Annotated in this window: 22 protein-coding genes; 13 read left to right on the top strand and 9 right to left on the bottom strand. The window is 65.0% G+C overall.

What is annotated here, in order from left to right; translation table 11 throughout:
- The first annotated feature begins 127 nt into the window (after positions 1-127).
- Both RAC97_RS11875 and RAC97_RS11870 read left to right on the top strand, forming a co-directional pair.
- Positions 128-577: a YcgN family cysteine cluster protein gene (locus tag RAC97_RS11875; RefSeq protein WP_375099476.1), complete on the top strand. Its 450-nt coding sequence runs from the start codon at positions 128-130 to the stop codon at positions 575-577.
- Positions 578-618: 41 nt separating this feature from the next.
- Positions 619-1,824: a hypothetical protein gene (locus RAC97_RS11870; protein ID WP_375099475.1), complete on the top strand. Its 1,206-nt coding sequence runs from the start codon at positions 619-621 to the stop codon at positions 1,822-1,824.
- 70 nt (positions 1,825-1,894) lie between these two features.
- On the opposite strand, the gene RAC97_RS11865 is transcribed toward RAC97_RS11870, so the two are convergent.
- From RAC97_RS11865 to RAC97_RS11855, 3 genes are all read right to left on the bottom strand, one after another.
- On the bottom strand, positions 1,895-2,224 hold the full coding sequence (locus RAC97_RS11865) for a DUF2892 domain-containing protein (RefSeq protein WP_375099474.1): 330 nt from the start codon (positions 2,222-2,224) through the stop codon (positions 1,895-1,897).
- A gap of 84 nt (positions 2,225-2,308) precedes the next feature.
- The gene (locus tag RAC97_RS11860; protein ID WP_033699757.1) at positions 2,309-2,779 is read right to left on the bottom strand and encodes an RNA methyltransferase; all 471 of its coding nucleotides are present in this window, start codon (positions 2,777-2,779) and stop codon (positions 2,309-2,311) included.
- 73 nt (positions 2,780-2,852) lie between these two features.
- Complete coding sequence (locus RAC97_RS11855) at positions 2,853-3,224, bottom strand: YajD family HNH nuclease (protein ID WP_375099473.1); 372 nt, start codon at positions 3,222-3,224, stop codon at positions 2,853-2,855.
- A gap of 131 nt (positions 3,225-3,355) precedes the next feature.
- On the opposite strand from RAC97_RS11855, the gene RAC97_RS11850 reads away from it, so the two are divergent.
- The gene (locus RAC97_RS11850; RefSeq protein WP_375099472.1) at positions 3,356-3,631 is read left to right on the top strand and encodes a hypothetical protein; all 276 of its coding nucleotides are present in this window, start codon (positions 3,356-3,358) and stop codon (positions 3,629-3,631) included.
- Here the strand turns inward: RAC97_RS11850 and RAC97_RS11845 are convergent.
- The gene (locus RAC97_RS11845) at positions 3,628-4,101 is read right to left on the bottom strand and encodes a cyclic nucleotide-binding domain-containing protein (protein ID WP_375099471.1); all 474 of its coding nucleotides are present in this window, start codon (positions 4,099-4,101) and stop codon (positions 3,628-3,630) included. The two genes, RAC97_RS11850 and RAC97_RS11845, sit on opposite strands and share 4 nt — an antisense overlap.
- Positions 4,102-4,205: 104 nt before the next feature.
- Positions 4,206-6,245 (bottom strand): S9 family peptidase, encoded by a 2,040-nt coding sequence (locus tag RAC97_RS11840; protein ID WP_375099470.1) that lies wholly within the window; start codon positions 6,243-6,245, stop codon positions 4,206-4,208.
- Positions 6,246-6,334: 89 nt separating this feature from the next.
- Here RAC97_RS11840 and RAC97_RS11835 point away from each other — a divergent pair, with 89 nt between their 5' ends.
- Genes RAC97_RS11835 through RAC97_RS11825 form a run of 3 tightly spaced genes read left to right on the top strand, consistent with a single transcriptional unit; the run spans position 6,335 to position 8,158 of the window.
- Positions 6,335-6,844, top strand: a complete 510-nt coding sequence (locus tag RAC97_RS11835) for an MFS transporter (RefSeq protein WP_375099469.1) — start codon at positions 6,335-6,337, stop codon at positions 6,842-6,844.
- 15 nt (positions 6,845-6,859) lie between these two features.
- A complete protein-coding gene (locus tag RAC97_RS11830; RefSeq protein ID WP_375099468.1) occupies positions 6,860-7,627 on the top strand; it encodes a class II glutamine amidotransferase in 768 nt (255 codons plus the stop codon).
- A 9-nt stretch (positions 7,628-7,636) separates the two neighbouring features.
- A complete protein-coding gene (locus tag RAC97_RS11825; protein ID WP_375099467.1) occupies positions 7,637-8,158 on the top strand; it encodes a DUF2937 family protein in 522 nt (173 codons plus the stop codon).
- A 122-nt stretch (positions 8,159-8,280) separates the two neighbouring features.
- On the opposite strand, the gene RAC97_RS11820 is transcribed toward RAC97_RS11825, so the two are convergent.
- Entirely contained in the window at positions 8,281-9,192 is a 912-nt protein-coding gene (locus RAC97_RS11820; protein WP_375099465.1) for a LysR family transcriptional regulator, read from the bottom strand.
- A 129-nt stretch (positions 9,193-9,321) separates the two neighbouring features.
- On the opposite strand from RAC97_RS11820, the gene RAC97_RS11815 reads away from it, so the two are divergent.
- The 4 genes from RAC97_RS11815 to RAC97_RS11800 are packed head-to-tail and all read left to right on the top strand — an operon-like array spanning position 9,322 to position 13,004.
- On the top strand, positions 9,322-10,608 hold the full coding sequence (locus RAC97_RS11815; protein WP_375099464.1) for an MFS transporter: 1,287 nt from the start codon (positions 9,322-9,324) through the stop codon (positions 10,606-10,608).
- Positions 10,609-10,618: 10 nt separating this feature from the next.
- Entirely contained in the window at positions 10,619-11,398 is a 780-nt protein-coding gene (locus tag RAC97_RS11810) for a 5-oxoprolinase subunit PxpA (protein ID WP_375099463.1), read from the top strand.
- Positions 11,395-12,090, top strand: coding sequence for a 5-oxoprolinase subunit PxpB (gene pxpB / locus RAC97_RS11805; protein ID WP_375099462.1), 696 nt, complete (start codon positions 11,395-11,397; stop codon positions 12,088-12,090). The genes RAC97_RS11810 and pxpB overlap by 4 nt, the downstream gene beginning before the upstream one ends.
- Entirely contained in the window at positions 12,087-13,004 is a 918-nt protein-coding gene (locus RAC97_RS11800; RefSeq protein ID WP_375099461.1) for a biotin-dependent carboxyltransferase family protein, read from the top strand. The genes pxpB and RAC97_RS11800 overlap by 4 nt, the downstream gene beginning before the upstream one ends.
- Positions 13,005-13,055: 51 nt before the next feature.
- On the opposite strand, the gene RAC97_RS11795 is transcribed toward RAC97_RS11800, so the two are convergent.
- The 3 genes from RAC97_RS11795 to RAC97_RS11785 form a co-directional block, all read right to left on the bottom strand.
- The gene (locus tag RAC97_RS11795) at positions 13,056-14,234 is read right to left on the bottom strand and encodes a VWA domain-containing protein (RefSeq protein WP_375099460.1); all 1,179 of its coding nucleotides are present in this window, start codon (positions 14,232-14,234) and stop codon (positions 13,056-13,058) included.
- A 10-nt stretch (positions 14,235-14,244) separates the two neighbouring features.
- Positions 14,245-15,090: a MoxR family ATPase gene (locus RAC97_RS11790; RefSeq protein WP_060510353.1), complete on the bottom strand. Its 846-nt coding sequence runs from the start codon at positions 15,088-15,090 to the stop codon at positions 14,245-14,247.
- A gap of 209 nt (positions 15,091-15,299) precedes the next feature.
- A complete protein-coding gene (locus RAC97_RS11785; RefSeq protein ID WP_375099459.1) occupies positions 15,300-16,373 on the bottom strand; it encodes a DUF748 domain-containing protein in 1,074 nt (357 codons plus the stop codon).
- A 126-nt stretch (positions 16,374-16,499) separates the two neighbouring features.
- Between RAC97_RS11785 and cysK the strand changes: the two genes are divergently transcribed.
- The 3 genes from cysK to RAC97_RS11770 all read left to right on the top strand — a co-directional run bounded on the left by cysK (position 16,500) and on the right by RAC97_RS11770 (position 18,837).
- Positions 16,500-17,474 (top strand): cysteine synthase A, encoded by a 975-nt coding sequence (cysK, locus tag RAC97_RS11780; protein ID WP_375099458.1) that lies wholly within the window; start codon positions 16,500-16,502, stop codon positions 17,472-17,474.
- A gap of 169 nt (positions 17,475-17,643) precedes the next feature.
- Positions 17,644-18,579, top strand: coding sequence for an aspartyl/asparaginyl beta-hydroxylase domain-containing protein (locus RAC97_RS11775; protein ID WP_375099457.1), 936 nt, complete (start codon positions 17,644-17,646; stop codon positions 18,577-18,579).
- A 96-nt stretch (positions 18,580-18,675) separates the two neighbouring features.
- The gene (locus tag RAC97_RS11770) at positions 18,676-18,837 is read left to right on the top strand and encodes a hypothetical protein (RefSeq protein ID WP_375099456.1); all 162 of its coding nucleotides are present in this window, start codon (positions 18,676-18,678) and stop codon (positions 18,835-18,837) included.
- The last annotated feature ends 35 nt before the right edge of the window (positions 18,838-18,872 follow it).

The raw sequence follows: 18,872 nt of genomic DNA, 5'->3' as shown, positions 1-18,872 counted from the left end.
GCGGGGAAAGTGTGCACGCTACTGCTTGCGCCCGGTGCTGACAAGCGGTCTGGCGTTGCCGAAGGCCAGCCTCTAGACTGGCGCCGCCGCGTGCCGCGGCCTCAAGTTCAACGCAGGAACCCGTGTGATGATCGCCGACCCCGCGCCCTTCTGGCGGCGCAAGACCCTCGACCAACTGAGCCCGCAGGAATGGGAGTCGCTTTGCGACGGCTGTGGCCTGTGCTGCCTGCAAAAGCTCGAGGACGAGGAGGACAACAGCGTCTATTACACGCGAATCGCCTGCAAGTTACTGGACATGACCACCTGCCAGTGCAGCGACTATCCCAACCGTTTCGTCCATGTGCCCGACTGCATCCAGCTCACGCCGGGCAAGGCCGACCAGTTCAAGTGGCTGCCCAGCACCTGCGGCTACCGGCTGGTCAGCGAGGGCAAGGACCTGCCGGCCTGGCACCACCTGGTGTGCGGCGACCGCACGCAGGTCCACGAGCAGCGGATTTCCCAGTCCGGGCGCATGCTCAGCGAGAACGATGTGGATGAAGACGACTGGGAAGACCACCTGATTTTTCGCGCCGGCTGACCCCACTGCGCGTTCGCCTCTGGGGAACAAGGAGTTTCTGTATGCGTCGCCCGTTGTTGTTGCTCCTGGGCCTGCTGGCCTGCTCCCCGGCCTGGGCCAAGAAGGTCGAGCTGGATTACCAGGTACGCCTGTTGCCGCAAAAGGGCCAGGCCGAGGTGCGCCTGACCCTGTCCGAGGGCCGCGCGGTGCGGAGCCTGGACTTCGACCTCGAGGGTACGGCCAGCTACAGCGATTTTCTCGCCGATGGCCAATGGCAGCAGCAGGGCAAGCGTGGCGTGTGGCGCCCGGCGCCGGGCAAGACCAGCCTGAGCTATCGCGTGCGCCTGGACGCGCAACCCAAGGGCGGTGTGCACGAGGCGCGCATCACCGAGCACTGGGCGTTGGTGCGCGGCGACCAGTTGGTGCCGCCAGCGCGCCTCGACCAGCAGGACGGCACCGAGCTGGTCTCGCGCCTGGCCTTCGAGCTGCCGAACGGCTGGAGCGTCGAGACCGCCTGGCCGCGCATCGGCAAGCAGAAGTTTCGCATCGACAACGTCTCGCGGCTGTTCGACCGGCCCACTGGCTGGATGCTGGCCGGTAACCTGGGTAGCCGTCGCGCGCGCCTGGGCGATACCGAAGTCACCGTGGCCGCGCCGCAAGGCCAGGGCATGCGGCGCATGGACACGCTGACCTTGCTGACCTTCGTTTGGCCGCAACTGCAAGCGGTGTTCCCGCGCAACCCGCCCAAGCTGCTGGTGGTGGGCGCACGTGACGACATGTGGCGGGGAGCTCGCGTCGGGCACAACTCGCTGTATCTGCACAGCAGCCGGCCATTGATCGACGAGCGCGGGACCAGCCCACTGCTGCGCGAGGTGGTGCAGTTGTTCGCCCAGGTCAACGACCAGGACCGCAGCGACTGGCTGGGCGAGAGCCTGGCCGAGTACTACGCCACCGAGTTGCTGCGCCGTGCGGGGGGCATCAGCGACGACCGCTACCAGGCCTTGCAGGCGCGCCTGAACAAGCAGGCGGCGAAGGTGAAGAGCTTGCGCGGCGAGCAGGTGGACGCCGCCCAAGTGGCCCGGGGTGTGTTGCTGTTGCAGGCGCTGGACCGGGAAATTCGCCTGCACAACCACGACAAGCGCTCGCTGGACGACGTCACTCGCGCGTTGATGCGTGTGCCGCGCGTCAGCACCGAGATGTTCGTCCAGCTCAGCGAGAGCGTGTTGGGGCGTGAGTCCGAGGTGCTGCAGAGCAAGCTGTTGAAGTAGCTGGCTTCTGTCGTCGGCGCACTCCCTGCAGGAGCGGCCTGGCCCGCTCCTGCAGGGAGTGCGCAAGCCTTCAGCCTGCCAGCGGGTCCTTGCCGGTCACCGTGACCCCGCGCGTCGCAGCGTCGGCGCTGGCCTTGAGCGCTTCGAGCTCGCGCGCGCTGCGCTGGATGTCTGCGCGCAGGCCCAGGTATTCGGCGCGATGACGCTGCCACCAGGCCTTGGTCGAGCAATGCCCGCTGACCCCACGGGCCAGGGCCAGGCCGCCGACCACCACCTGCAACAGGCCGATCGCGCCGCCATGGCGCAGCCCTTTGCCAATCATCAATGCGCCACCGGCCAGCGAGCTGGCGCGCTCCCAGCCGTGGACGTTGCGGTCGGAAGCTGAATGAATATCGCGCATGGGAACCTCTCCTTTGGGGTGTCTGCAAACTGACAGCACGCAGCCGCGCGCTGTTCCCGGCAATTGCCCAAAGGCCAGGCGAGGCTACTTGAACTTGGGCCCGGAGCGGGTGTTCAAGCCCTTGGCCAGACGGTCGTAGAGCACTACGTTGACGGTGGCGGCGAGGTTCATGCAGCCCTCGGTGGGGATATAGATGGTTTCTTCGCACCAGGCGCGCACGCTGGCATCGAGGCTGCCGTCTTCGGGGCCGAAGATGTAGATGGCGCGGTCGGGGTGGGTGTACTCGGGTAGCGGGCGGGCGCCTTCGACCAGTTCGACGGCAACCGGTGTGCAGCCCAGGGGAATGATGCGCTGCAGGTCGTCGATGCCGATCAGCGGGATGTCGTAGTGCACCCGCTTGGTATCGGTGACGAAGTCGCGGGCGCGCTCGTAGCGCTTGCCGGTGTAGAACACCGAGTTGACGCCGTAGCAGCCTGCGGCGCGCATGACCGAGCCGACGTTCTCGGCTGACTTGGGGTTGAACAGGCCGATGCAGCTGTACCGTTTGTTCGCCACGGGTCGGGGACCTTCGCAAAAAAAGAGCGCGATTATACGGGCTTGCCGACCCCGTGGGCGGATGAATCGACGGTCAGTCTTTCTTCAGCAGGCTGGCCAGCCCGGCGAACGGGTTGTGGGTGGCCTTGTCGATTTTCGGCGTGCTCAGCGAGCCGTCACTGAAATACTGTTGGTCGGTGTAGCGCGAGTGCTCGTTGTCGTGGCAGTACAGGCACAACAGCTCCCAGTTGGAGTCGTCCTGGGGGTTGTTGTCGTGGTTGTGGTCGCGGTGGTGCACGGTCAGCTCCGACAGGCGTTTGCCGGAGAACTCGCGGGCGCAGCGGCCACAGACGTGGGGGTACATCTTCAGCGCCTTGTCGCGGTAGCCCATTTCCTTGTCGCGCTTGGCATCGGCGAGGATGCGGTCGAGGCGGGCGGTGGCGGCGGAGGTGAATGCAGAACTCATGGCGGTTCCTTGGTGTTGAGCGGGCCAATGACGGTAATGCCTTGAGTCTAGCGCGCCAGGGGTACGAACGGACAGGCAGAAACCTCAACTAAGGCGTAGCCTGTAGGAATGTTCCCGACAGGAGGTGGCTGATGTTCCGTGCGCTCCTCGCAACGTGGCTGCTGCTGGCCGTGCCATCGGCCGAGGCCGGCCAGACGCCGCGAATCGTTACCCCGGTGCCCGGCGCGCCAGGTACGGCCACGCCAACGCCGTACCCGCAGATCACCCCCAGCACGCCGCCCAAGGCCCATGACAGCCAGCCCGGCGCGCCCTTGCTGCCGCCGATACCGGTGCCCGGCCCGCCGAAGGACCAGCCCTTGCCGGGCCTTTCGCCGGACCCTGGCAAGCCAGCACCGAAAGCTGACTAGACCTGCTGCGCCAGGCGCTGGCCGTCCTGCATGCGCAGGCGCCTGGACAGCGCCACGGCCAGCGCACGAATGATCCGCGCGGCGATGCGCGGGGCTTCGTTGAGCATCTTGTCCAGCGAGTCGCGGCCCAGGGTCAGCAATTGGCAATCGCTGGCTGCCACGCAGCTCGCCGAGCGCCGCTCGCCGTCGAGCACGGCCATCTCGCCAAAGGCCCGGCCCTTGCGCAGGGTGGCGATTTCCACCTGCGCACCGCTGCCGTCGGTCTTGCGCACCGAGACCACGCCGCGGTGCAGGATGCACATGAAGGTCCCGGCGTCACCCTCCTGGAAGATGGTTTCGCCCTCGCTCATGCTGGCCAGGCTGAAGTAGCCAGCGGCGCTAAGGCAGTCGGCTGGTGGCAGGCTGTCGAACAGCCCGCAGTCCAGCAGCATGTCGCGGATTTCGGTGTTGAGATGGGTCGGGTCGTGCATGTTTTGTTCTTCGTCGAAAATCTGGAGTGCGCTGCGTACCCTGTGGGAGCGGGTTTGCGCTGCCTTGTTGGGTGACCGAAACGTTCGACAACGAAAAACGCGTTTTACACCACGCCCAGTTCATTGAAGACGAACGCATATTCCAGCGCCACGTCGCGCAGCCCCTGGTAGCGTCCGCTCATGCCGCCGTGGCCGGCGCCCATCTCGGTCTTGAGCAGCAACAGGTGATCGTCGGTCTTCAGGGTGCGCAGGCGCGCCACCCACTTGGCCGCCTCCCAGTACTGCACGCGGCTGTCGTTGTAGCCGGCGATCACCAGCATGGCCGGGTAGGCCTGGGCCGTGACGTTCTCGTAGGGGGCATAGGCCTTGATTCGGTCGTACACCTCAGGCTCTTCGGGGTTGCCCCATTCGTCGTACTCGGTGACGGTCAGCGGCAGCTCGGGGTCGAGCATGGTGTTGAGCACGTCGACGAACGGCACCTCGGCGATGGCGCAGCGGAACAGTTCCGGGCGCTGGTTGAGCACCGCGCCCATCAGCAGGCCACCGGCACTGCCACCACTGATTGCCAGGCGTTCGCGGGTGGTTACGCCCTCGGCGATCAAATGCTCTGCGCAGGCGATGAAGTCGTCGAAGCTGTTCTGCTTGTGCTCTTGCTTGCCGGCCCGGTACCAGGCCTCGCCCAGCTCGCCGCCGCCACGCACGTGGGCGATGGCAAAGGCTACGCCGCGTTCGAGCAGGCTCAGGCGGGCGTGGGAGAACCACGGGTCGAGGCTTTCGCCGTAGGCGCCGTAGCCATAGAGGTACAGCGGCACGCGCTGGCCCAGGGTGTCGCGGCGGCGCACCAGGCTGATCGGCACCTGGGTGCCATCCTTGGCGGTCGCCCACAGGCGCTGGCTGATGTAGTCGTCGGCATCGAACGGGCCGAGCACCGGGGTTTGCTTGAGCACCTGTTGCTGCCCGCTGGCAAGAGCCAGCTGGCGTACCTGGGCCGGGCGGTTAAGCGCCTCGTAGCGCAGGCGGATGCGTGGGCTGGTGAACTCCAGGCTGTCCTGCACGTAGAGGCTGTAGGCGGCGTCCGGCAGTTCGACGCGGTAGGCCGCAAGACCCCGAGGATGCACCTCGATGATCGGCAGGCCGCCTTCGCGCAGGCTCAGGCTCAGGGCGTCGGCGTTCAGGCTAAGGCCTTCAAGCATGATGTCGTCGCGGTGCGCCACCAGCACCTGCCATTGCTCGCGGCTGGGGACGTGGTCGGCGGGGGCCTGGAACAGGGCGAAGTTGATGCCGTGCTGGTTGCTGCGGATGAACCAGCGCCACTGGCCGTCGAGCTGGCCATGGTCGGGGAAGTATTCGTGGCCTTCCTCGCGCGGCGCCAGGCACTGGAATTGCGCGTGCGGTGTCGCGGCGTCGAGCACCCAGGCTTCGCTGGTGGTCTTGCTGTTGAGCAGCAGCACCAACTGGCGCTCGGAGCTGGCGCGGTAGCAGTGCAGGAAAAAGCGCCCGTCGGGTTCTTCGAACACCTGCTGCGCACCTTGCTCATCCAGGGTGTGACGCATCAGGCGCCAGGGGCGGTGGGTGTCGTCCAGTTCGGCGAAGAACAGCGTGCGGCTGTCGTTCGCCCAGGTCATGCTGCCGTCGCAGTTGTCGAAGGGCAGGGCGCTGAAGCAGCCGCTGGCCAGGTCCTTGATGTACAGGGTGTAGATCTCGTCGCCGCTGGTATCGAGGCTGTAGGCCAGCAGCTTGTGGTCGGGGCTGACGTTGAATGCGCCCAGGGCCAGGAAGCCGCCGGCGGCCAGCTCGTTGGGGTCGAGCAGCAGCTGCTCCTGGCTTTCATCGACGGTGTTGCTGTCGTCGGCCGGGCGCGGGCAGCGGTAGTGGCGAGGGTACTCGTCGCCGGCGGTGGTGCGGGTGTAGTACAGGTAAGGGCCCCAGGGCGAGGGCAGCGAAAGGTCGGTTTCCAGGATGCGGCCCTTGATTTCCTCGAACAGTTGCTCGCGCAGGGGCGCTTGGCTTGCCAGGCAGCTTTCCTGGTAGGCGTTTTCGGCGTTCAGGTAGGCCAGGACCTCGGGCGTGTCGCGGTCTTGCAGCCAGGCGTAGGGGTCGGAGCCTTCGGCTTGGTGAGCGATAGGGGCGGTGATGGTCTGCATGGGCGATCTCTGGGCTGAGGACTGGGGGGCGCCTGCGCCCGCAAAAGTGTTTATCATAGGCGCCTCTTTGCCTGGCTTGCACGAACACCATGACCGAGAACGACTATACCCTCGCCTGGGGCCTGTACGCCCTTGCCGCCCTGGGCTGCCTGTGGGTGAGTTTCAAATTCACCGGCTGGATGTGGCGCTGGCTGCGCGAGCCGCTGCGGGTGATCGTGGCGGTGCTGCTGCTGACCCCGACCATTGTCGACCCGGTCAAGGAGGCCTTCGCCCCGGCCATTGCCATCACCGCTCTGGACGTCGCCTTCAAGGTCGGCAACAACGCCTGGCGCGCGGCATCCGACCTTGCCATGTACGGCCTTATCGCCTTCGTCCTGTATGCGGTGTTCGTGTTCATCCGCTGGCCCCTGGAAAAGCGCGCCCGTGCTCGCCGCGAGAAGGCCGAGGCCGCTGCCAGGCGCCAGGCCGCCGAGGACGCTGAAGTAACGGCACCGGCCGAGGTGACGGCCGACCGTCGCGACCGCTACCTCGAGGAGCCCGCGCCGCTGCCGCCACGCCGCCCCGGCGCCACGGGCGGTCGCGTCGAGCCGCGGGTCTAGGACGGAGCCAACCTTATGTGTGAATTGCTGGGCATGAGCGCCAACGTTCCCACCGATATCGTCTTCAGTTTCACAGGACTGATGCAACGTGGCGGGCGTACCGGCCCGCACCGCGATGGCTGGGGCATCGGCTTCTACGAAGGGCGCGGCCTGCGCCTGTTCCAGGACCCGGCGGCGAGCAGCGAGTCGGAAGTAGCCAACCTGGTGCAGCGCTACCCGATCAAGAGCGAGGTGGTCATCGGCCACATCCGCCAGGCCAACGTCGGCAAGGTCTGCCTGTCCAACACCCACCCGTTCGTGCGCGAACTGTGGGGGCGCAACTGGTGCTTCGCGCACAACGGCCAGTTGGCCGACCTGCACGGGCGCACCACCTTCTACCGGCCCGTTGGCGACACCGACAGCGAAGCGGCGTTCTGCGATTTGCTCAACCGCGTGCGCGAAGCGTTTCCGGAGCCGGTGGCCGTTGAGCAACTGCTGCCGGTGCTGGTCTCGGCCTGCGCCGAATACCGCGGCAAGGGCGTGTTCAACTGCCTGCTCAGCGACGGCGACTGGCTGTTCTGCTTCTGCTCGACCAAGCTTGTGCACATTACCCGACGCGCGCCGTTCGGCGCTGCGCGGTTGAAGGATGTCGACCTGATCGTGGATTTCCAGGCCGAAACCACTCCCAACGACGTGGTCACGGTGATCGCCACCGAGGCCCTGACCGAGAACGAGACCTGGCAGCAGTACGCCCCAGGTCAATGGGCCCTGTGGCGACATGGCGAGTGCGTCGCCAAGGGGTAAGGACACCGCATGTTCAGAAGCTACCTGCGTTTGTTGCTGTTCACCTTCGGCCTGCTGGCCGGTATCCAGGTGCCGGGGCTGGTCAAGGACTACAGCCAGCGGGTCGAGGCGCACTTGCTGGAGTCGCGCCAGGCGCTGTCGGGCTTCCAGGAAACCGCCACGCGCTTCTTCAACGGCGACCTGCAGGCGTTGTTGCGGCACTACCGCAGCAGTGACGACCCGGTGTTCAACAGCGATGCGAACAGCATCGAAAGCCTGATGATCCGCAACCAGTTGCTGGAGAACGAATGGCAGGCGCTGCAAGGCAGCTGGGTGAGCCGCAGCTGGCATGTGCTGGCCCAGCCCGACCCGCAGCTGCGCGAGGAGACGCTCAAGGGCTACAGCTACCAGATTTTGCTGGTGCCTGAGGCCGTTGGCTGGGGTATTGGTGCTGGCTTCCTGCTGGCGTTCGTGGTCGAGAGCCTGTTGCTGGTGGTTGGCTGGGTGATTCTCGGCGGGCGGCGCAAGTCGGTGAAGGAGAGCTGGCGCTAGGCAGGGCTTTCTGTGGCGCCCTTTTCGCGGGTAAACCCGCTCCCACAGGTACAGCGCTGTACTTGAAAACGGCGCCGTACTTGTGGGAGCGGGTTTACCCGCGAAAAGGGCGCCGCCGTTTTTCAGACCAACACAATCCTCTGCTCCCCCACATCCTGCGCATAACGCGCCAGCACCTGCCTGCACAAGGTCACCACCTCGTCTACCAACTCCACCCCCGTCTGCCAGCTCACCACCAGCTCCAGGCTCGGCGGCGGCTCCAGGCCGGCCAGCAGCACCAGCTCACCTCGCGCCAGTTCCGCATCGACCAACGCCGGGGGCAGGGCGCCGATGCCGAAGCCATCGCGCAGCAGCCGGGTGATCGCCGCCACCGAGTTTACGCAGTTCAACCTCGGCGCCTGGGCGCCTGCGGCTTGCAGCAGGCTTTGCACCTCCTGGTGCGGACGTGAGTTCTTCGAGAAGGTGATGACCCGCTCGCGCGCCAGTTCCGCCAGCGAGGCGTAGCTGCGCTGGTGCAGCGAGCCTGCGGCCACCACCCAGCCCATCGGGTAGCGCGCCAGGTCCAGGCTGCGGACAGTCGTCTCGCGCACCAGGTCGGTTTGCAGGATCACATCGAGAAAGCCTTTTTGCAGCTGTTCGCGCAAGTTCAACGCCGTATCGGCGACCAATTCGATTTCCACCTGCGGGTAGAGCACGCTCAGTTCGGCTACCAACGCGCTCATCCAGGTGTGGATCACCGTGTCCATCACCCCCAGGCGAATGCGCCCGACCTTGGCGCGCTCGCCGCCCAGCGACTGTTTCATGGACTGGGCGGTGTCGAGCATGTGCTCGGCGTATTCCAGCACTTTGCTACCTCCGGGTGTCAGGCTCACGCCGCGCGAGTCGCGCAGCAGCAGCTTCACGCCAAGGTCGGCCTCCAGTGCGGCGATACGGCTGGATACCGACGCCTGGGTGGTGAACAGCTTCTCGGCGGTGAGGCGAAAGCTCTTGAGTCGGGCGACCCAGACGAAGGTTTCGAGGAAACGTAGGTTCATGATCGGTTTTTCTTGTTCCAGACCCGAGGTTTTTCTCGTTGGACGCAAACGGCGCGGCCTTTGAACAATGGTGCCAGGCCACGACGCCGCGCGTCGTCCGTAAAACAATACCAACAAGCCGAGGCATTCATGAACCCGACCGGCGTGCAACCGCAGGCCCCCGCCCGACCTTCGAGCGGCCCCTTCGCCTGGTACCGCGACATCGACACTCAGCAACGACGCACCTTCTGGAGCTGCAAGATTGGCTATGGCCTGGACGGCATGGACACCCAGATGCTCAGCTTCGTCATCCCCACCCTGATCGCGCTGTGGGGCATCAGCACCGCCGAGGCCGGACTGATCCACACCAGCACGCTGATCGCCTCGGCCCTGGGCGGTTGGATCGCTGGCATCCTCTCCGACCGCATCGGCCGGGTGCGCACCCTGCAACTGACGGTACTGTGGTTCGCGTTCTTCACCTTCCTGTGCGGCTTCGCGCAGAACTACGAGCAGCTGTTGATCGCCCGTACCCTGATGGGCTTCGGCTTTGGCGGCGAGTGGACCGCTGGCGCGGTGTTGATCGGTGAGGTGATCCGCGCCCAGGACCGCGGCAAGGCGGTGGGCATGGTGCAGTCAGGTTGGGCCATCGGCTGGGGCCTGACCGCCATCCTGTACGCGCTGTTGTTCTCCCTGCTGCCGCCAGAGTACGCCTGGCGCGCGCTGTTCCTGCTGGGTTTGCTGCCGGCCATCTTCGTGATTTTCGTGCGCCGCCTGGTGAAAGACCCCGAGGTGTACCGCGAAGCCAAGAAAGTCGAGCAGGCCGAGGCACCCTCGCACTTCTACGAAATCTTCGCCCCCGGCATGCTGTGGATCACCCTGCGTGCCTCGCTGCTGACCACCGGCGCGCTCGGTGGCTACTACGCCATTACCTCCTGGTTGCCGACTTTCCTGAAGAACGAACGTGGCCTCAGCGTGCTGGGCACCGGCGGCTACCTGGCGATGGTGATCGTCGGCTCGTACGTGGGCTATGTGATCAGCGCCTACCTCACCGACATCCTGGGCCGCAAGAAGAACTTCATCCTGTTCGCCGTGGGTTCGTTCGTGATCGTACTGCTGTACACGCAGATGTCGGTCAGCGATGGCGTGATGCTGTGGCTGGGCTTCCCGCTAGGCTTCTTCGCCTCGGGCATTTTCAGCGGCATGGGCTCGTTCCTCACCGAGCTGTTCCCCACCCGCATTCGTGGCTCGGGGCAGGGGTTCTGCTACAACATCGGCCGTGCCATCGCCGCCTTCTTCCCGCTGCTGATCGGCCTGCTCAGCCAGAAGGTATCGCTGGGCCTGGGCATCGGCGGCTTCGCGGCGGTTTCCTATGGCGTGGTGATCCTCGCGGCGCTCAGCCTGCCGGAAACCCGCGGCAAAGAGCTCCAGGCACGGTAAGGTAGGCAACATGAACCCTCGAACAGGAGCACGCCAGGTGAAACGCCTGCTACTCAATTGCGACATGGGCGAAAGTTTCGGCAGCTGGCGCATGGGGCTGGATGCCGAGGTGATGCCGTACGTCGACTGCGCCAACATCGCCTGTGGCTACCATGCCGGCGACCCCAGCATCATGCGCCGCACCGTGGGCCTGGCGCTGGAACACGGGGTAGCCATCGGCGCCCACCCGGCCTACCCGGACCTGGTTGGCTTCGGCCGTCGCTCGATGGCGTGCAGCATGGAAGAAATCCGCGACCTGCTGCATTACCAGATCGGCGCGCTGGATGGCATCTGCAAGGTGCTGGGCGGGCGGGTGGCCTACGTTAAGCCCCATGGCGCGCTCTACAACGACATGATGGCCGACCCGCTCAAGCTGCGTGCCGTGCTGGAAGCAGTGGCCGCCTATGACGCCAACCTGCCGCTGATGCTGATGGCCACCGCCGACGACCGCGTCGCCCAGGCCCTGGGCGATGAAATCGGTGTGCCACTGTGGTTCGAGGCATTCGCCGACCGTGCCTATACCGCCAGCGGCCACCTGGTGTCGCGGCGTTTGCCGGGTGCTGTGCACCATGATCCGGCGCAGGTGCTCGATCAAGCCATTCGCCTGGCCCGTGGCGAGGCGCTGGTGGCCGACGATGGCAGTGCGCTGCACTTGCACGCCAGCACCTTGTGCGTACATGGCGACAACGAAAGCTCGGTGGCAGCGGTGCGCCAGATCCGCCAGGCCCTCGATGCGCTGGAGCAGGCATGAACCCACGTATCGAAGTGGTGGCGATCGACAGTCTGATGGTGCGCTTGTTCGATGCCATCGATGAAGCCAACATGCCGTGGATCCTCGCTGCCAGCCAACGCCTGAGCCAGGCGTTCGGCGAGCACCTGGTGGACCTGGTACCGTCCTACACCACGCTGATGGTGCAGTCCGAGCTGGCCCCCGGCGAGGCACGGATGCGCATTCAAGAGGCGTTGCGCGACCTGCAGCCAGATGCCGGCAACACGGGCCGTCGGCACGAAATTCCCGTGTGGTACCACCCAAGTGTCGGCCCGGAACTCCCTGTGCTGGCGGCCCGCAGCGGCCTTGGCGAGGGCGGGGTGGTGCGCGCGCACAGCGAGCGTGAGTACCCGGTATTCGCCCTGGGTTTCGCCCCAGGCTTCGGCTTCATGGGCCTTGTGGACGAGCGCCTGGCCACGCCGCGCCTGAGCACCCCGCGCAAGCGCGTGGCAGCTGGCAGCGTGGGCATCGCCGAACGCCAGACCGCCGCCTACCCGGCGGTGTCGCCGGGCGGCTGGAACCTGATCGGGCGTACCCCAGTGCGCCTGTTCGACCGTGATCGTGAGGGCTATAGCCTGCTGCAACCTGGCGATCGGGTGCGTTTCGTGGCGGTGTCGCGCAATGAATTCTTGGCATTGGGCGGCGACGACAGCCCGCTGGAGGCCCAGGCATGACGCAGTTGAAGATCGAGGCCAGCACCGCGCTGTGCCAGTTGCAGGATGGCGGGCGCTTCGGCGTGCGCCACCTGGGCGTGACTCAAGGCGGCGCGCTGGATTGGGTGGCGATGAACTGGGCCAACTGGCTGCTGGGCAATGCGTTGGGCGCGCCGGTGGTGGAAGTGGCGCTGGGTGGTTTCAGCGTAGTGGCCGAGGCCGATTGCGTGCTGGCCCTGGCCGGTGCCGACCTGGATGCCCGCATCGACGATGAGCCCGTAGCGCCCTGGCGCAGCTTCACCCTGAACAAAGGTCAGCGCCTGGTGTTCAGGCAGCCGCGCCAGGGCATTCGTGCCTACCTGGCGGCGACGGGCGGATTCCGGGGGGCGGCGGTACTGGGCAGTTGCTCCACAGTGGTACGTGAGGAATTGGGCGGTATCGAAGGTCATGGTGAGGCGCTGGGCAAGGGGCAGGTATTGCGCTTCGCCGGTGACGCTCCAGCACTGCGTGAGGTGCCCGAGCCGCTGCGCCTGATCTACGCCGACCATCCAGTGCTGGACCTGGTGATGGGCGCGCAGATCGGCTATTTCAGTGGCACCAGCCTGTTCGAGGTGTTCAACCGCGACTGGACCCTGGATGCGCGTGGCGACCGCATGGGCATTCGACTGCTCGGGCCGCAGCTGGAGTACCAGGGGGCGCCAATGATTTCCGAGGGCATTCCCTTGGGCGCGGTACAAGTGCCGCCGGATGGGCAGCCGATCGTGCTGCTCAATGACCGGCAGACCATTGGTGGGTATCCGCGGTTGGGCGCATTGACGCCGTTAGCATTGGCGCAGTTGGCGCAGTGCATGCCGGGGGCGCAGGTGCGGTTCACGGCGGTGGTGCAGGATGAGGCGTGGCGCGAGCAGCAAGCGTATCGGCAACGTTGGTGCTGACTCGGCGGCCTATCGCGGGCTTGTCCCGCGATAGGGCCAGTGCAGGCAACACTACTTGGACAAGTAGCGCATCCCGTCTTCCAAGCCCTGCAAGGTCAGCGGGAACATCTTGTCCTCGACCAGGTCCCGCACCAGATGGGTCGAGGCGGTGTAGTCCCAGGTCTGTTTCGGGTAGGGGTTGATCCAGATGATCTTCTTGAATTTCTCCATGAAGCGTTGCATCCACACGTACCCGGCTTCCTCGTTCCAGTGCTCGACGCTGCCGCCCGGCTGGGTGATCTCATAGGGCGCCATGGCCGCGTCGCCAACGAACACCACCTTGTAGTCGTCGCCGTACTTGTGCAGCAGGTCGAAGGTCGAGAAGCGCTCGGAGGTGCGGCGCAGGTTGTTCTTCCACACCGACTCATAGACGAAGTTGTGGAAATAGTAGTACTCCAGGTGCTTGAACTCGGTCTTGCAGGCCGAGAACAGCTCTTCGCAGACCTTCACGTGGGCGTCCATCGAGCCGCCGATGTCGAACAGCAACAGCAGCTTGACCGTGTTGCGCCGTTCCGGGCGCATCTGGATGTTCAACAGGCCCGCATCGCGTGCGGTGTGGTCGATGGTGCCGTCGATGTCCAGCTCCTCGGCCGCGCCCTCGCGAGCGAACTTGCGCAGGCGGCGCAGGGCCAGTTTTATATTGCGGGTGCCGAGCTCGACCTGGTCGTCGAGGTTCTTGTACTCGCGCTGGTCCCACACCTTGACCGCCTTGCCCTGGCGCTTGCCAGCCTCGCCCACGCGGATGCCCTCGGGGTTAAAGCCGCCCGAGCCGAACGGGCTGGTGCCGCCGGTGCCGATCCACTTGTTGCCGCCGGCGTGGCGTTCCTTCTGCTCTTCGAGGCGCTTCTTGAATTCCTCGATCAGCTTGTCCAGCCCACCCAGGGACTGGATCTGCGCGCGCTCTTCATCGGTGAGCGAACGCTCGAACTCCTTGCGCAGCCAATCTTCCGGAATCAACGCCTCGAGGTGCCGGTCGAGGTTCTCCAGCCCCTTGAAATAGGCGCCGAAGGCACGGTCGAACTTGTCGAAGTGGCGCTCGTCCTTCACCAGGATGGCGCGGGCCAGGTAGTAGAACTCGTCCATGTCGGCGAACACCACGTGGCGTTGCAGGGCATGGTGCAGGTCGAGCAGCTCGCGCACCGACACCGGTACCTTGGCCGCGCGCATTTCGTTGAACAGGTTGAGCAGCATGGCCAGCCCCTCAGCGGTTGCCGCGTCGGCTCATGAACGCCAGGCGCTCGAGCAGTTGCACATCCTGCTCGTTCTTCACCAGGGCACCGGCCAACGGCGGGATGGCCTTGGTCGGGTCGCGCTCGCGCAGTACCGCTTCGCCGATGTTGTCGGCCATCAGCAGCTTGAGCCAGTCGACCAGCTCGGAAGTGGAGGGCTTTTTCTTGAGGCCCGGCACCTTGCGCACGTCGAAGAACACGTCCAGCGCCTCGCTGACCAGCGACTGGCTGATGTTCGGATAGTGCACGTCGACGATCTGCTGCAGGGTGCTGCGGTCGGGGAAGGCGATGTAGTGGAAGAAGCAGCGGCGCAGGAAGGCGTCGGGCAGCTCTTTTTCGTTGTTGGAGGTAATGATGATGATCGGGCGCTGCCTGGCCTTGATGGTCTCGTCGATTTCGTAGACGTAGAACTCCATCTTGTCGAGTTCCTGCAACAGGTCGTTGGGAAACTCGATGTCGGCCTTGTCGATTTCATCGATCAGCAGGATGACCCGCTCATCGGCCTCGAAGGCCTCCCACAGCTTGCCTTTCTTCAGGTAGTTACGTACGTCATGGACCTTGTCCACGCCCAGCTGCGAGTCGCGCAGGCGGCTGACCGCGTCGTACTCGTAAAGGCCCTGGTGGGCCTTGGTGGTGGACTTGATGTGCCAGGTGATCAGGCGGGCGCCGAAGGATGCCGCCAGTTGCTCGGCGAGCATGGTCTTGCCTGTGCCAGGCTCGCCTTTGACCAGCAGCGGGCGCTCCAGGGTGATCGCCGCGTTGACCGCAAGCTTCAGGTCGTCTGTGGCGACGTAGTCGCGGGTGCCTTCGAACTTCATGAACCGATCCTCTGGGGGGCAGGGGCGGCTTCTTCGCGGGTAAACCCGCTCCCACAGGAGTCATGCAATACCTGTGGGAGCGGGTTTACCCGCGAAGAGGCCGGCGCTGGCAACACATATTTATAATTCGTCAGCGACTATACCCCGCGCCCTGGAAGCTGGAAACGCAGACCCGTCATTCAGTCCCTGAATGGTCCGTCACGTCTGTTTCAGTCGGAATCAGGAGCAGGTTGCTCATAGCGTGCATTGAACGCCTGGACGAAGCCGTTGCGCAGTATCTGCAAGAATGCCTCGAAGGCGCTGATGTCCTGCTGGTGCACACTGCCGCTGAGCTCCACGCGGGTGGCGAACTGGTTCTTCGGCTGGTTCTTGAGCACCGTTTCGCTGGCGCCCACCAGCGCCTCCCACACCGAGCGGAAGAAGCCTTTGTCCTTGTTCTCGACATCCTGCTGCCAGTTGAACACGTCCACATCGCGCAGCAGCGGCTTGATGTAGCCATTGAGCTGGCCACCTTCGGCCTGCGCCTCGATCACGACGTCACCATGGCCGGCATTGAAATCGAACTTGCCGTAGGCGCTGGCGAAGTCGTTGAGGCTGCGCAGTTGAATGCCAGTGGCGCGCAGGCGGAAGTCGAAGTCGTCGAAGTCGCTGAAGGGGTCGAAGGTGGCGCGGCTTTCGGCCCGCGCATCGCCCAGCAGCCGGGCGGTGGCTTCGAAACTGGCGTCGCGTCGGCCCTGGGCGTCGCGTACGTTGGTCAGGTTGCGGATACTGGCCTGGAGCTGGGTGGCCTTTAGCTCCACCGGTGGCTTGGAAGTGAAGTTGCGAAAGACCAGGGTACCGTTATCGATGCGCACTTCGTTGAGGGTGATGGGCAGCAGCTTTTCCAGCTGCTGGCGCCAGTCGGTGCCCTGGCCGGTCTGCGATGCCTGCTGGCTACCGCCGTCGACAAAGTTCAGCACCGGCTCGACGAACGTCACCTCGGCCACCACGGCCTGGTCCTGCCAGAGTGCCTGCCAGCTCACCGACAGGTCGATCAGCGGTGCCTCGAGCAGCGGCACGGGCACCTTGCCACTGACCTTGACGATCTTCAGTCCGTTGATCTGGTATGCGCCGCGCCACCAGGCCAGGTCCACGTCGATCACCTGGCCACGGTACTCGCCCATGTCGGCGAGCTTGTCGTTGAGGTAGTTGCGCACAAGGTAAGGCAGGGCCAGGTGCAGGGCCACCAGCAGCACGATCAGGCTGCCCAGGGCCACCAGCGGCCAACGGTAGCGGGCTTTCATCGAAGGCTCTCCAGGGGCGGGATGTGCGGTGGACCACAGCCTGCGCGCGGGAGTTCGAACGGGCTTTACGGCCTGGTGGGGCAGGCTTACCCTTGAAGCTTTCCCGCTCGTTCAAGGACCGCTGCCATGAGCCGTATCTACGCAGACAACGCCCATTCCATCGGCAACACGCCGCTGGTGCAGATCAACCGCATCGCCCCGCGCGGGGTGACCATCCTGGCCAAGGTCGAGGGTCGCAACCCAGGCTACTCGGTGAAATGCCGGATCGGCGCGAACATGGTCTGGGACGCCGAGGGCAGCGGCAAGCTCAAGCCGGGCATGACCATCGTCGAGCCTACTTCCGGCAACACCGGCATTGGCCTGGCGTTCGTCGCCGCCGCCCGTGGCTACAAACTGTTGCTGACCATGCCGGCCTCGATGAGCCTGGAGCGGCGCAAGGTGCTCAAGGCCCTGGGTGCCGAGCTGGTGCTGACCGAGCCGGCCAAGGGCATGAAGGGTGCGATCAAGAAGGCCAACGAAATCGTCGCCTCGGACCCGGCCAGGTATTTCCTGCCGGGCCAGTTCGACAACCCGGCCAACCCGGCCATCCATGAGAAGACCACTGGCCCCGAGATCTGGAACGACACCGATGGCGCCGTCGACGTACTGGTGGCGGGCGTCGGCACTGGCGGCACCATCACCGGGGTATCGCGCTACATCAAACACACCCAGGGCAAGTCGATTCTGTCGGTAGCGGTGGAGCCGTTGGCCTCGCCGCTGATCAGCCAGACCCTGGCCGGCCAGGAGCTCAAGCCCAGCCCGCACAAGATCCAGGGTATCGGCGCAGGCTTCGTGCCGAAGAACCTCGACCTGTCGATCATCGACCAGGTCGAGACCGTCAGCGATGACGAATCCAAGGCCATGGCCCTGCGGCTGATGCAGGAGGAGGGCATTCTCTGCGGTATTTCCTGCGGCGCGGCGATGGCAGCCGCGGTGCGCCTGGCCGAGAAACCCGAGATGCAGGGCAAGACCATCGTGGTGATCCTCCCGGACTCCGGCGAGCGCTACCTGTCGAGCATGCTGTTCGCCGACCTGTTCACCGAGCAGGAAAACCAGCAGTAAGCATCTGCTGCGCCAGGGCCGCCGCTGATCCATGGCAATGCGGCCTGAGCCCTTTGTTGCAAAATAGCCAACACTGCGATCCGGCCCCGGTTGTTTTTACCGGGGCCGGATGGGTTTATGATGTCCGGCTATTCGGGGATGGCCAGATTTCCCCTCCAAGGAGTGTTGCATGACTTTTTCCTTCCTCGCCAAGGCCGGCGTACTACTGGTGTTCTTCGCCAGCGTGCTATTCGTGCACCTGCGCGGCAAGGCCCGCCTACCGGTGCTGCGCCAGTTCGTCAATCACTCGGCGCTGTTCGCCCCGTACAACAGCCTGATGTACCTGTTCTCCGGCGTGCCGTCCAAGCCTTACCTGGACCGCCAGCGCTTCCCGGAACTGGACGTGCTCAAGGACAATTGGCAGGTGATTCGCGAAGAGGCCATGCGCCTGTTCGACGAGGGTTACATTCGCGCCGCCGAGAAGGACAACGACGCCGGTTTCGGCTCGTTCTTCAAGAAGGGCTGGAAGCGTTTCTACCTGAAATGGTACGACAAGCCGCTGCCCTCGGCCGAAGCGCTGTGCCCCAGGACTGTCGAACTGGTGAGCAGCATTCCCAACGTCAAGGGTGCGATGTTTGCCTTGCTGCCCGGCGGCAGCCACCTGAACCCGCACCGTGACCCGTTCGCCGGTTCCCTGCGCTACCACCTGGGGCTGTCCACGCCCAATTCGGACAACTGCCGCATCTACGTCGATGGCCAGGTGTATGCCTGGCGCGACGGCGAGGATGTGATGTTCGACGAAACCTACGTGCACTGGGTGAAGAACGAGACGGACGTCACCCGGGTGATCCTGTTCTGCGACATCGAGCGCCCGCTGAGCAATGCCTTCATGACCCGCGTCAACCGCAAGGTCAGCGCCTTCCTCGGACGCGCTACCGCGCCGCAGAACCTCGATGACGAGCGCGTGGGCGGGATCAACCAGGCGTATGCCTGGAGCAAGCGCTTCAGCAACCGCATCAGCGGCCATGTGAAGCAGTTCAAGCGTGCCAACCCCAAGGCCTACCGCGTGCTGCGGCCGGTGCTGGCGGTGGTGGTGGCGTATTTGCTGGTCAAATGGCTTTTCTGAGGCCTGGCGTTATCTGAGCGCGTGCCATCGCGGGCTTGCCCTGCGATGGCTTCGTCGATATATTCCGAAATATTCACCTCTTCCGAAGACCTGTTCATGCCAGCCGTCCCTTCCACCATCGCCTCTGTTCTCGCGCCTGTCGCGGGCGTGGTCGTGCGTGGCAGCCAGCAGCCGGCCATGATCAGTCACTACCCACCACCTGTCAGTGACGTGGTGCGGGGCGTGGTAGCGCCCCCAAGCGTGGTCGTGCTGGGCTGATCGGCCCTCCATACCTCGCACCTCACTGAACACGG

The sequence above is a fragment of the Pseudomonas sp. LS_2 genome (assembly GCF_042709235.1).
In the GTDB taxonomy this organism is placed as follows: Bacteria; Pseudomonadota; Gammaproteobacteria; order Pseudomonadales; family Pseudomonadaceae; genus Aquipseudomonas.
This window is presented reverse-complemented; position numbering and strand designations above follow the sequence as displayed.

Coding starts and splice junctions, on each gene's coding strand:
- RAC97_RS11835 (WP_375099469.1), top strand. CDS start 6,335: ATGACCGAGAACGACTATACCCTCGCCTGGGGCCTGTACGCCCTTGCC.
- RAC97_RS11790 (WP_060510353.1), bottom strand. CDS start 15,090: ATGAAGTTCGAAGGCACCCGCGACTACGTCGCCACAGACGACCTGAAG.
- RAC97_RS11855 (WP_375099473.1), bottom strand. CDS start 3,224: ATGAGTTCTGCATTCACCTCCGCCGCCACCGCCCGCCTCGACCGCATC.
- RAC97_RS11785 (WP_375099459.1), bottom strand. CDS start 16,373: ATGAAAGCCCGCTACCGTTGGCCGCTGGTGGCCCTGGGCAGCCTGATC.
- RAC97_RS11865 (WP_375099474.1), bottom strand. CDS start 2,224: ATGCGCGATATTCATTCAGCTTCCGACCGCAACGTCCACGGCTGGGAG.
- pxpB (WP_375099462.1), top strand. CDS start 11,395: ATGAACCCACGTATCGAAGTGGTGGCGATCGACAGTCTGATGGTGCGC.
- RAC97_RS11850 (WP_375099472.1), top strand. CDS start 3,356: ATGTTCCGTGCGCTCCTCGCAACGTGGCTGCTGCTGGCCGTGCCATCG.
- RAC97_RS11820 (WP_375099465.1), bottom strand. CDS start 9,192: ATGAACCTACGTTTCCTCGAAACCTTCGTCTGGGTCGCCCGACTCAAG.
- RAC97_RS11815 (WP_375099464.1), top strand. CDS start 9,322: ATGAACCCGACCGGCGTGCAACCGCAGGCCCCCGCCCGACCTTCGAGC.
- RAC97_RS11770 (WP_375099456.1), top strand. CDS start 18,676: ATGCCAGCCGTCCCTTCCACCATCGCCTCTGTTCTCGCGCCTGTCGCG.
- RAC97_RS11840 (WP_375099470.1), bottom strand. CDS start 6,245: ATGCAGACCATCACCGCCCCTATCGCTCACCAAGCCGAAGGCTCCGAC.
- RAC97_RS11845 (WP_375099471.1), bottom strand. CDS start 4,101: ATGCACGACCCGACCCATCTCAACACCGAAATCCGCGACATGCTGCTG.
- RAC97_RS11775 (WP_375099457.1), top strand. CDS start 17,644: ATGACTTTTTCCTTCCTCGCCAAGGCCGGCGTACTACTGGTGTTCTTC.
- cysK (WP_375099458.1), top strand. CDS start 16,500: ATGAGCCGTATCTACGCAGACAACGCCCATTCCATCGGCAACACGCCG.
- RAC97_RS11800 (WP_375099461.1), top strand. CDS start 12,087: ATGACGCAGTTGAAGATCGAGGCCAGCACCGCGCTGTGCCAGTTGCAG.
- RAC97_RS11810 (WP_375099463.1), top strand. CDS start 10,619: ATGAACCCTCGAACAGGAGCACGCCAGGTGAAACGCCTGCTACTCAAT.
- RAC97_RS11830 (WP_375099468.1), top strand. CDS start 6,860: ATGTGTGAATTGCTGGGCATGAGCGCCAACGTTCCCACCGATATCGTC.
- RAC97_RS11870 (WP_375099475.1), top strand. CDS start 619: ATGCGTCGCCCGTTGTTGTTGCTCCTGGGCCTGCTGGCCTGCTCCCCG.
- RAC97_RS11795 (WP_375099460.1), bottom strand. CDS start 14,234: ATGCTGCTCAACCTGTTCAACGAAATGCGCGCGGCCAAGGTACCGGTG.
- RAC97_RS11825 (WP_375099467.1), top strand. CDS start 7,637: ATGTTCAGAAGCTACCTGCGTTTGTTGCTGTTCACCTTCGGCCTGCTG.
- RAC97_RS11875 (WP_375099476.1), top strand. CDS start 128: ATGATCGCCGACCCCGCGCCCTTCTGGCGGCGCAAGACCCTCGACCAA.